Origin of the sequence: Phenylobacterium sp. (assembly GCF_044236515.1) — a bacterium.
In the GTDB taxonomy this organism is placed as follows: Bacteria; Pseudomonadota; Alphaproteobacteria; order Caulobacterales; family Caulobacteraceae; genus Phenylobacterium.
This window is the reverse complement of sequence record NZ_JBIIGK010000104.1, coordinates 1-10,248: the sequence shown is the minus strand read 5'-3', so window position 1 is coordinate 10,248 and position 10,248 is coordinate 1. Positions and strand designations below refer to the sequence as shown.

Here is a 10,248-nt window from a genome sequence, read left to right as displayed (position 1 = left end):
TTCGGCAACACCTCGATCATGCTGCTGAAGGACTCCTCGATCGCCTCGACGATCACGGTGGCCGAGCTGACCCGCGCGGGACAGCTGCTGGCCGTCTCCACCTTCCAGAACATGACCGTCTACACCCTGATTGCGCTGCTCTACCTGGCCATGAGCCTTCCGCTCACCCTGGCGGTGCATCAGCTCGAGCGCCGGATGGGCCGCCGATGATCAGCCTTCGCAACGTCAGCAAGGCCTTCGGGTCGAACCGGGTGCTGCGCGACGTCAGCTTCGACGTCGCCCGCGGCGAGGTGGTGTGTCTGATCGGCCCCTCCGGGTCGGGCAAGTCGACGGTCCTGCGCTGCATCAACGGCCTGGAGACCCACGACGGCGGGACCATCACGGTGGACGGCGCCGAGGTGTCGGCCAAGACCCTGCGAGCCATCCGCGCAAAGCTGGCCATGGTCTTCCAGCGCTTCAACCTGTTTCCGCACCGCACAGTGCTGGAGAACATCACCGAGGGGCCGGTCCACGCCCAGGGCCGGCCGGTCGCCGAGTGCGCCGCCGAGGCCCGGGCCCTGCTGGCCAAGGTCGGCATCGGCGACAAGGCGGAGGCCTATCCGCCCCAGCTGTCGGGCGGCCAGCAGCAGCGGGTCGGCATCGCCCGGGCGCTGGCCATGAAGCCGCAGGCCATCCTCTTCGACGAGCCGACCTCGGCCCTCGACCCGGAGCGGGTCGGCGAGGTGCTGCAGATCATGCGCGACCTGGCCAGGGAGGGCATGACCATGGTCATCGTCACCCACGAGATGGGCTTCGCCCGAGAGGTCGCCGACCGCGTGCTGTTCATGGACGGCGGCGAGATCGTCGAAGCCGGACCCGCCCGCGACCTGCTGACCGACCCCAAGGAGCCGCGGACCCGCGAGTTCCTCGACCGCGTGCTGCGGCCGATCTGACGCCATTCGACCTACGGAGGCCCCCATGGCCATCATCGCTTTCAAACCAGCGGAACTGCTTGCCGACATGCCGGCCACGACGCCGGTCAAGGACGCCCTGAGCGCGGTGCCGCCGGAGGTCGCCAGCAAGGCGTTCAACGGCGCGGCTGCCTCGCGCGCCGGAACCTGGGTGGCGACGCCGGGCGAGTGGCGCCGGTACGTCATGCAGGCGGAGTTCTGCTACTTTTTCTCCGGCCGGGCGACGTTCACGCCGGATGACGGCGAGACGATCCACATCGGCGCGGGCGACGCCATCTACTTCCCGGCCAATTCGAACGGCATCTGGAAGGTGGAAGAGACCCTGACCAAGACGTTCGTGGTCTTCGACGAAGCGTGAGCTCAGACGTGAACTTCCAAGGTATCAGCTACTGGCTTGAGACGGTCGGCGAGCCGCTCACGCCGCGGCCGTCCCTGAAGGGCGACATCGAGGTGGACGTGGCCATCCTCGGCGGCGGCTATTCCGGCCTGTGGACCGCCTACTACCTGCTGCAGCAGGAGCCCTCGCTGGAGATCGCGATCGTCGAGCGCGAGATCTGCGGCTACGGCGCCTCGGGCCGAAACGGCGGCTGGTGCTCTCCGCGGTTCCCTATCAATCCGGACGTCGTCGAGCGCCGCCACGGCGCCGACGTGGCTCGCCAGACCGTAGAGGCGATGTTCGCCACGGTGGCCGAGGTGGGCGAGGTCTGCGCCCGCGAGAATATCGACGCGCAGTTCCGCACCAACGGCATCTTCAGCTTCGCGCGCGGCGAGGCGCAGGTGGCCGCGGTGGTAGGCGCCCATGAGCTTTACGAGCGGCTCGGCCTCGGCGCCAAGAACCGCCTGCTCAACGTGGACGAGGCGCGCGAGCGGGTGAACATCTCCGGCATTCGAATGGCGCTGCACACCGAGGGCAGCGGAACGGTCCATCCCGCCAAGCTGGTCCGCGGCCTGGCGCGCACCGTCGAGCGCAAGGGCGCGGCGATCTATGAGCAGACGACGGTACGGCGCATGGAAACCGGCGCGCGCCCGGCCCTGGTGACCGACAACGGCGTGGTGCGGGCCCGGCGGGCGGTGATCGCCGCCGGCGAGGCCTATCTGTCGAAGGTGCCGGGCCTGGAGCGCACGGTGCTGCCGATGTCGTCCTCGATCGTCCTGACCGAGCCGCTGTCGGACGCCCAATGGCGCGAGATCGGCTGGGCCGAGGGCGACGGCCTGGGCTCGCAGGCTTATACGGTGGACTACCTCACCAAGACGGACGACGGGCGCATCCTCTACGGCAGCCGCGGCGCACCGTACTACTACGGCTCCGAGACCAAGGAGATGGTCGATGGCCTGGACGGCGTGCTGGAGCAGATGCGCGCGCGCCTGCGCGAGTGGTTCCCGCCGTTGGAGAGCGCCAAGTTCACCCATGCCTGGAGCGGTTATCTGGGCGTGACCCGCGATTGGACCCCGAGCGTGGTGTTCGACGCGGACGCCAAGAGCGGCCGCCTGTGTGGCTATACCGGGCGCGGGGTGGCGACGAGCAACTTGGCGGCCCGCATCCTGAGCTCGAAGATCCTCGGCCGAGAGACCGCGCTGTCGCGCCTGCCGCTCTCCGACCACCAGCCGCCGGCCTGGGAGCCGGAGCCGCTGCGCTGGCTGGGCGTGCGCTACATCCAGAACGGCTTCAAGCGGATGGACGAGGCGCGCGATTCCGGTCGCCCGGCGCCGCTGGACGCCGCCATCGTCAGCCGCCTGAGCGCGCCCTGAAAAAGAAAAGCCCCGGAGAGCGCTGGCTCTCCGGGGCGTCTTCGATCCGGCGTCGAGATCAGCCTTCGTAGACCGTCCGGCCGCCGGTGACCGTGCGGACGATCTTGATGTCCTTGATCTTCTCCGGGTCGGACGTGTGCGGGTCCTGGGCCAGGACGACGAAGTCGGCCCATTTGCCGGGCGTGATCGAGCCCTTGATGTGCTCTTCCTTCGAGGCGTAGGCGCCGTTGATGGTCATGACGCGCAGCGCCTCGGCGACAGTGATCTTCTGGTTGGCGCCCCAGACCTCGCCGTTCCAGCCCTTGCGGGTGACCATGCCCTGCATGCCCATCAGCGGGGCGAAGGGACCGGGGAAGAAGTCCGAGCCGGCGGTGGCCTTGATGCCGGCGTCGAGGAACGAGCGGAAGGCCATCGAGCGCTTCATCATGTCCTCGCCGTAGAACTTGAACTTGTCGGCGTTGTAGTAGGCGTAGCTGGTGAACACCGCCGGGATGGCGTCCAGCGCCTTCATGCGGCGCAGGATGTCGTCGTTGATCAGGGTGCAGTGGGTGATCTTGGGTCGCATGTCCTTGACCGGGTGGGCCTTCAGCGCCCGCTCATAGGCGGTCAGGGTCATGTCGATCGCCACGTCGCCGTTGGCGTGGACGTTCAGCTGGATGCCGGCGCTGTGCACCTTCAGCGCCCAGGCGTCGAGCTCGTCCTGGGTGTAGGTGACGTTGCCCTGGTAGGTGGAGTTCGAGTTCGGATAGGGCGTGCTGATCGCCATCGTCCGCTCGGAGAACGAGCCGTCGGCGGCGTGCTCGGTGGTGGCGCCGAGCTTGATCCACTCGTCGCCGAGACCGGTCTTGATCCCTTCCTTGATCATCGCGTCGAGGATGGTGCCGCTGACCTCGAAGCTGACGCGGTGCAGCAGGTCGCCGCGCGCGCGGACCTGTTGCAGGGCGTCGAGGTCGCCCGGCGGGTTGAAGGCGCTGCCGCCGCTGTGGTGGACGCTGGTCAGGCCGTAGCGGGTGTACTGCTTGGAGATGTGCGCGAAGCCCTCGCGCATCCGGTCGAACCGCTGGGCGTCGCTGTACTGCGGCCGGGCGCCGATCTTGTTGATCGGATAGCGGGCGGTGTCGGTCACGCGGCCCGACAGCTCGCCGTTCGGCAGCTTGTCGTAGGTGCCGCCCTGGATGTCGGGTGTGGCCTTGGTGATGCCGGCCATCTCGAGGGCCTTGTGGTTGTAGTAGGCCGTGTGGCCGCCCCGGTGCAGGACCATCACCGGATGCTGAGTCGAGACCTTGTCGAGCTCGTCGGCGGTGAGCTGGCGGCCGCCCTTGACCTTGGTGTCGTCGAAGAAGAAGCCCTCGACCCAGGTCCCCGGCGGGGTTTTGGCGGCCTTCTCGCGCAGCTTGGCGATGACCCGGTCGATGTTGATGAATTCGACCTCGAAGGGATTGCCGACCAGCACCTCGTAGAGCAACTGCTCGCCGACCGGGTGGTTGTGGGTGTCGACGAAGCCGGGGACGATGGTCGCGCCCTGGGCGTCCATCACCCGCGTCTGGGCGCCGGCCAGGGCGCGGATGTCGGCGTTCGAGCCCACCGCCAGGAAACGGCCGTCGCGCACGGCGAACGCCTCGGCGCGCGGCGTGCGGTCGTCGACCGTATAGACCTTGGCGTTGACCACCACGAGGTCCGGGTTAAGGGCGATGGCGGCGCCGGCGAGGCCCGGCCAGGCGGCGAGGCCCGCGCCCGTCCAGCCCAGCAGGCTGCGGCGGCTATGAGAATTCTGGATCAAGTTCTGCCCTCCCGTGGCTTGTTTTCGTGTCGGCCGTCCCGGCGTCACCAGGCGACGGCCAAACCGTCTTTCCGGTGGTCGGAGGCGCCGGCCAGCGTCGGCTCGCCGAGCCTCGGCCGCGTCACGGCCTGGAAGCCGCCCATGATCTTGGCGTTGCCGAGCTCGACCTTGTGACCGAGCGCCTGCAGGGCCGGGCCCATGGCCTTGAACAGCTCCGACTCCAGGAACAGGGTGTTGGTCGACTGGACGTGGCTGAAGCGCGCCGCGTCGCTGGCCGCCTGCGGATTGGCGCCGAGGTCGAGCATGTCGACCAGCACCTGCATGTGGCCCTGCGCCTGCTGGGTCCCGCCCATCAGGCCGAACACCGTCTGCGGCTGGCCGTCCTTCATGATCAAGCCGGGGATCAGGGTGTGGAACGGCCGCTTGCCCGGCGCCACGACGTTGGGGCTCTTCGGGTCGAGCGAGAAGAAGGCCGCCCGGTTGTTGAGCACGAAGCCGTAGTTCGGGACGGTCACGCCAGAGGCGAAGTAGCCGTAGATGCTGTAGATGAAGGACACCATGTTGCCCTCGGCGTCCGCCACCGCGACGTAGACGGTGCCGCCGATGGGATCGACCGCCGCATCCGGCGTCCGCGCCTTCTTCATGTCGATGTCGGCGCAGCGCGTGGCGGCGTAGGCCTTCGAGCTCAGCTTGGCGACGTCGATCTTTGAGAAGTCCGGGTCGCCGTTGTAGCGGTAGACGTCCTCGAAGGCGATTTTCTTGGCCTCGACCAGCAGGTGCCAGTAGAGCGGCGAGCGATGCCCCTGCGCCTTGAGGTCGACGCCGAGGCGCGGCGCGCAGGCCTCGAGGATGTTCAGCATCTGCAGGACGGCGAAGCCCTGGGTGCTCGGCGGCAGCTGGTAGACCTCGTGGCCGCGATAGGTTGTGGAGATCGGCGTCACCCAGGACGCCTCGGTCCTGGCGAGGTCGGCCATGGTCATGCCGCCGCCCAGGGCCTGGGACCTGGCGACCATCGCCTCGGCGATCGGGCCCTTGTAGAAGGCGTCGCGGCCGCCGGTCTGCAGCAGGCGGAAGGCCTTGCCGAGATCGGGGTTGCGGAAGACGGAATAGAGCGGCGGCGGCTCGCCGCCCGGCAGATAGACCCGCGCGGTTTCCGGATCGCTGCGAAGCGTCGCCAGGTGGTCGTTCCAGTCGCCGTGCACCCGCTCGCTGACGCCGAACCCGTCCTCGGCGATGCGGGCCGCCGGCTCCAGCACCTCCTTGAAGGTCATGGTGCCGGCGCGCTTCAGCAGGGCGTCCCAGCCGTCGACGGCGCCGGGAGTGGTGACTGAATGGATGCCGCGCACCGGGATGCGGTTGGTGTGGCCTAGGGCGGTGTAGCGCTGCGGGGTCGAGCCGGTCACCGCGCGGCCGACGCCGTTCAGGCCGACGAGCTTCTTTTCCTTGGCGATCCAGGCCAGGACCAGGACGTCGCCGCCGATCCCGGCGCTCTCAGGCTCGACGACGTTGAGGACCGCGCCGGCGGCGACCGCGGCGTCGAAGGCGTTGCCGCCCTTCTTGAGGATGTCGAGGCCGGCCTGGGCGGCGAGGGGGTGGCTGGTCGCGACGACGCCGCGCTGGCCGAGCACCTCGGAGCGGGTCTGGCCGATCCAGCCGTGCGAGCGGTCGCCTCGCAGGCCGTCAAAGCCCTTGGTTGCCGCGGGCTGGGCGAAGGCGGGGGCGGAGACGGGAAGGGTGAAAGCCAGGAGGCTCGCCGCCAGAGCGCGCGCCAGACGTTGCCGCATCGAACTTCCCCCCAGAATCTATCGCGTCTTCTTCTTGGATCGCGGCCGGGTCCTGCGTCCGGCCGTCCGACCTAAGGCCGGGCCGGCGGACGCGAACGCGCCCGCCAGCCGACCGGTCAGCCCACCAACTCTCCAACAGCCCGGTGGGCCATGTCTATGGCGATGTCGGTGTAGGCGCCGCCGCCGGAGTCGGAATTTGCGATCGCGATGGCCCCGAACCGGGCCCGGGCCTGCTTCAGCGGCAGACCTTCCGGGGGATCGACCAGGGCGTTGTATTCAGGTGCGTAGCCGTGTGGCCAGCGGTTGACGGTGATTCCGGCGATGTCTCGGGCCGGATCGAAGCCGCCGCCGGAGAGCGAGCGGCCCATCTCATCGCGAATCGCTCGCTCGAAGGTCTCGAAGGGCGTCGCCAGCAGTTCGGCGCGGCCGGCGATGTGCTGTTCGCGCTCATTGAGGCCCGGCGAGGCCGGCGTGCGGGTCATGTGCACCAGGATCGGCTCGTCCGGCGTCCGCGCGGTTTCGTAGGCGCCGATCTTCTGGCGCGGCGCGAGGTTGAAGCTCGTGTGATAGCCCCCGGGCGTCGAGACGCTCTGTACGCCCAGCCGGTGGAAGGCCCGCCAATTGTGCAGCGCCACCGTGGTGTACACGAGCGGGGTCTTCACCAGGTATTTGAGCGCCGCCTTCTGCTCGGTCGGCAACTCCGGCACGAGATAGGGGATCATCATGTTGTAGCAGGCGAGCACGCAGTGCTTGGCGCTCACCGCGTGGGGCTTGCCGCCGCGCATGTAGATGACGCGGACACCCTTGCCCGGCACGTTCGAGGCCTTGACGACGGTGCTCGACAGCCGGACGCGGATCGGCTGACCCGCGCGGTCGAGGCGGGCGTAGTTCGGGCGCGCCGTGACCACGTCCTCGACGCTGGAGCCGGGCACCGCCTCGGGGATCAGGTTGCGCATCAAGAGATAGGCGACCGAGCCGTTGCCGTCCGGGAAGGCGAAGTTGTAGGAGCCGCCGGTCGCGACCTCGTTGCCCGGCGTGTAGCCCATCAGCGGGTGGCCCTTCTCCTCGAGCTTCATGCCCTGGAAGCCGGGGAAGCCGGAGCCCCAGCAGTCGAGCGCCGAGACGGCGTCGATGCCCGCGCCCCACAGGCCGTCGGTGCGGTGCTGGTAGTAGGGGATCACCGCCGGGTCGACCTTGGCGACGTTCAGCAGAAAGTCGCGGTAGGACATTCGCCCGAGGAGGTCCTTCTTCTCGGCGTCGGTCTTGCCGGACAGGTAGTCGGTGGTCCCCGTCTCGAGGGCCAGGATGTCCTTCTGAACCTGGGCGCTCAGGGGGGTCTGGGCGAGGAAGGCGGCGACCGCCTCCGGGCTGCCGCCGGTGCGTCCGCCGGGACGCTTGACCAGCTTGTCGATCCCGAACGTCTGCTTGTCGAAGAACACTGCCGAGCCCATGCCCATCTGGCTGTAGAAGGCGCGGTCGTTGACGGTCTTGGCCAACTCTTCCGGATTGACCCCGAGCTTGCGGATCAGGCCGTCGGCGGTGGCGCTGTAGGGCGTCGGACTGGAGATGCCGGCGGTGCCGCCATTCATGATCTGCTTCCGGCCGCCGAGGTTGTACTCGTTGCGCTTGGCGTGGCCGCCGAAGTCGTCGTGGTTGTCGAGGATCAGGATCCTCGCCCCGCGCCCGACCGCCTCACGGTAGAAGTGGGCGGTGGACAGGCCGCTGATCCCGGCCCCGACGACGACCAGATCATAGGTCTCGCCGGTGTCGGCGGCGCGGGCCTCGAAGCCGCCGTCGTCGCGAACCTGGTGGGCCGTCTCGAACGAGCCCGGGTGGCTGCCGCGCATGCCGGTCTTCAGGGCGGGGTAGTATCCCGGCTGGTCCTGGGCGGCGACGGCCCGCGCCGCGGCCGCGGCCAGCTCTGGCGCGAGGCCCGTGGCGGCGGCGGTGATGGCCATGCCCTGGAGGAAATCGCGTCGGTCGATCGGACGATCCATGCCCAGTTCGCGGTCGTGGCCCCTACGGCCACCGGTTTTGTTACCCATCTGAAATTCCCTGGCCAAGTAATCGCGTTATCCGATCTGTGATCACGATTTGGGAGATCGTTACGATTGTCAAGGCTGTGCCTTCTCCCGCCAAGACGAATTCCTGACATGCGGCCAGGTATCGCCACCGATTTCACAAGGTGGCGGGGGTGACTTCTCCTGTTCAGTCCACGTTCAGCTTGCGAAGCCAGAATATTGTCGACTGTGATCTCATGGGTTAGGAAAGACTCCAGAGGAATTGGGGCGCATATGGACGGCATCAAGCGCAGGGATTTTCTGAACGGCGCTGCCATCGCGGTCACCGGGTTGGTCGGCGGACTGCCGATCGGCGCGGCGCAGGCCCAAAGCCGCCGGTCCGCCAATCCTTCGGCCCTGACCGGCCTGCGCGGCAGCCATGCCGGCGCCTTTGAGGCGGCCCACGCTGTCCGCGACGGCAAGACCTACGACCTCGACGAGGTGAAGGCGATCGAGGCCTACGACCTGATCGTCGTCGGCGGCGGCATCAGCGGCCTGGCCGCGGCCTATTTCCACCAGCAGCGCCGGCCGAACGACCGGATCCTGGTGCTCGACAACCATGACGACTTCGGCGGCCACGCCAAGCGCAACGAGTTCGACGTCGATGGCCGCAAGCTGATCGGCTACGGCGGCACCCAGTCCCTCGACGGGCCCAGCCGCTTCAGCAAGGAGACGAAGGGCCTGCTGGTCGACCTCGGGATCGACGTGAAGCGGTTCGACACCGCCTTCGACCAAGCCTTCTATCGCAACGCCGGCCTACGCACCGGCACCTTCTTCAAGAAGGACCCGTTCCTGGCCGACAAGCTCATCGTCGCCGCGCCGGCGAAGGCCGGGGCGTTCACCGATCCGGACGGTGATTCCGGAGCCGGCGGCGGCGCGGCCGAGGTGCGGGCGCGCATCGCCCAGTACCCGATGACCGAGGCCGCCAAGGCCAAGATGATCGAGCTCGAGACTTCGACCCGGGACGTCCTGCCCGGCAAGACCGCCGAGGAGCGGCGCGAGATTCTCAGCAAGATCAGCTACGCGCAGTTCCTGCGGACCTACTGGGAGGTCCCGGAGGAGGTCATCGCCTTCTTCCAGAAGCGGCCGCACGGCCTGTGGGGCGTCGGCATAGACGCCATGTCGGCGTGGGGCTCCCTGCGGTCGTCGTACCCGGGCGGGAAGGGGACCATGCCGCCGCGGCCGAAACACGGCGGCGACGGCGGCGACTCCGAGGGACACGAGGACGCCTATATCCACCACTTCCCCGACGGCAACGCTTCGGTGGCTCGGATGCTGGTCCGCCGGCTGGCGCCGGGCTCGGCCCCCGGGAACACGATGGAAGACATCGTGCTGGCCGACTTCGACTATTCGACCCTAGACCGGCCGCAGAACAAGGTCCGCATCCGACTGAACTCCACGGCCGTACGGGTGCGCAACGACGGCGACCGCGTCGACGTCGGTTATGTCGGGCGCGACGGCCGGTTGAAGCGGGTACGGGGAAAGGCCGCGGTTCTCGCCTGCTACAACAGCATGATCCCCTACATTCTCGAGGGTGTCGGCGACGATCAGGCCGAGGCGCTGCGGATGAACGTGAAGGCGCCGTTCGTCTACACCAACGTCGCGCTGCGCAACTGGCGGGCCTGGAAGGCGCTGGGGGTCAACCACGTCAACAATCCGGGCGGCATGTACTCGTCAATGTCGCTGGATTTCCCGGTTAGCCTCGGGAACTACCAGTTCGCCCGCACGCCGGATGATCCGATCGTCGTGCACCTGCTCTACGTGCCGACTGCGCCCGGGGAAGGGCTGATGCGCGAGCAGTACCGCCTGGGCCGCGCCCAGCTCTACGGCATGACCTTCGCCGACTTCGAAAACCCGCTGCGCGACGAGATGACCCGCATCCTCGGGCCTGGCGGCTTCGTCTTCGACCGCGACGTGGCGGCGAT

7 protein-coding genes and 1 pseudogene are annotated in these 10,248 nt (G+C 68.3%); 5 read left to right on the top strand and 3 right to left on the bottom strand.

Annotated elements, in window-relative coordinates:
• From ACILRF_RS11195 to ACILRF_RS11180, 4 genes and pseudogenes are all read left to right on the top strand, one after another.
• Positions 1–210, top strand: a pseudogene (locus tag ACILRF_RS11195) (amino acid ABC transporter permease); the annotation flags it as partial.
• The gene (locus ACILRF_RS11190; RefSeq protein ID WP_395672875.1) at positions 207–932 is read left to right on the top strand and encodes an amino acid ABC transporter ATP-binding protein; all 726 of its coding nucleotides are present in this window, start codon (positions 207–209) and stop codon (positions 930–932) included. The pseudogene ACILRF_RS11195 and the gene ACILRF_RS11190, both read left to right, overlap by 4 nt.
• A gap of 25 nt (positions 933–957) precedes the next feature.
• Positions 958–1,308 carry a cupin domain-containing protein gene (locus ACILRF_RS11185; RefSeq protein ID WP_395672873.1) on the top strand — a complete coding sequence of 117 codons (351 nt, stop codon included), beginning with the start codon at positions 958–960 and terminating at the stop codon, positions 1,306–1,308.
• 8 nt (positions 1,309–1,316) lie between these two features.
• Positions 1,317–2,699 carry an NAD(P)/FAD-dependent oxidoreductase gene (locus tag ACILRF_RS11180; protein ID WP_395672871.1) on the top strand — a complete coding sequence of 461 codons (1,383 nt, stop codon included), beginning with the start codon at positions 1,317–1,319 and terminating at the stop codon, positions 2,697–2,699.
• A 58-nt stretch (positions 2,700–2,757) separates the two neighbouring features.
• Here ACILRF_RS11180 and ACILRF_RS11175 read toward each other — a convergent pair whose 3' ends face one another.
• The 3 genes from ACILRF_RS11175 to ACILRF_RS11165 all read right to left on the bottom strand — a co-directional run bounded on the left by ACILRF_RS11175 (position 2,758) and on the right by ACILRF_RS11165 (position 8,260).
• The gene (locus ACILRF_RS11175; RefSeq protein WP_395672869.1) at positions 2,758–4,479 is read right to left on the bottom strand and encodes an amidohydrolase; all 1,722 of its coding nucleotides are present in this window, start codon (positions 4,477–4,479) and stop codon (positions 2,758–2,760) included.
• Between the two features lie 44 nt (positions 4,480–4,523).
• Positions 4,524–6,263, bottom strand: coding sequence for a gamma-glutamyltransferase (gene ggt, locus ACILRF_RS11170; RefSeq protein WP_395672867.1), 1,740 nt, complete (start codon positions 6,261–6,263; stop codon positions 4,524–4,526).
• Between the two features lie 116 nt (positions 6,264–6,379).
• Positions 6,380–8,260 carry an NAD(P)-binding protein gene (locus tag ACILRF_RS11165; protein ID WP_395672865.1) on the bottom strand — a complete coding sequence of 627 codons (1,881 nt, stop codon included), beginning with the start codon at positions 8,258–8,260 and terminating at the stop codon, positions 6,380–6,382.
• Positions 8,261–8,557: 297 nt separating this feature from the next.
• Here ACILRF_RS11165 and ACILRF_RS11160 point away from each other — a divergent pair.
• Positions 8,558–10,248, top strand: a 1,691-nt coding sequence (locus tag ACILRF_RS11160; RefSeq protein ID WP_395672863.1) for an NAD(P)-binding protein, incomplete at its 3' end; no start/stop codon positions are given.

What these genes read in the sequence shown, in the direction of transcription:
- ACILRF_RS11190 (WP_395672875.1), top strand. Translation starts at nt 207, where the DNA reads ATGATCAGCCTTCGCAACGTCAGCAAGGCCTTCGGGTCGAACCGGGTG.
- ACILRF_RS11185 (WP_395672873.1), top strand. Translation starts at nt 958, where the DNA reads ATGGCCATCATCGCTTTCAAACCAGCGGAACTGCTTGCCGACATGCCG.
- ggt (WP_395672867.1), bottom strand. Translation starts at nt 6,263, where the DNA reads ATGCGGCAACGTCTGGCGCGCGCTCTGGCGGCGAGCCTCCTGGCTTTC.
- ACILRF_RS11165 (WP_395672865.1), bottom strand. Translation starts at nt 8,260, where the DNA reads ATGGATCGTCCGATCGACCGACGCGATTTCCTCCAGGGCATGGCCATC.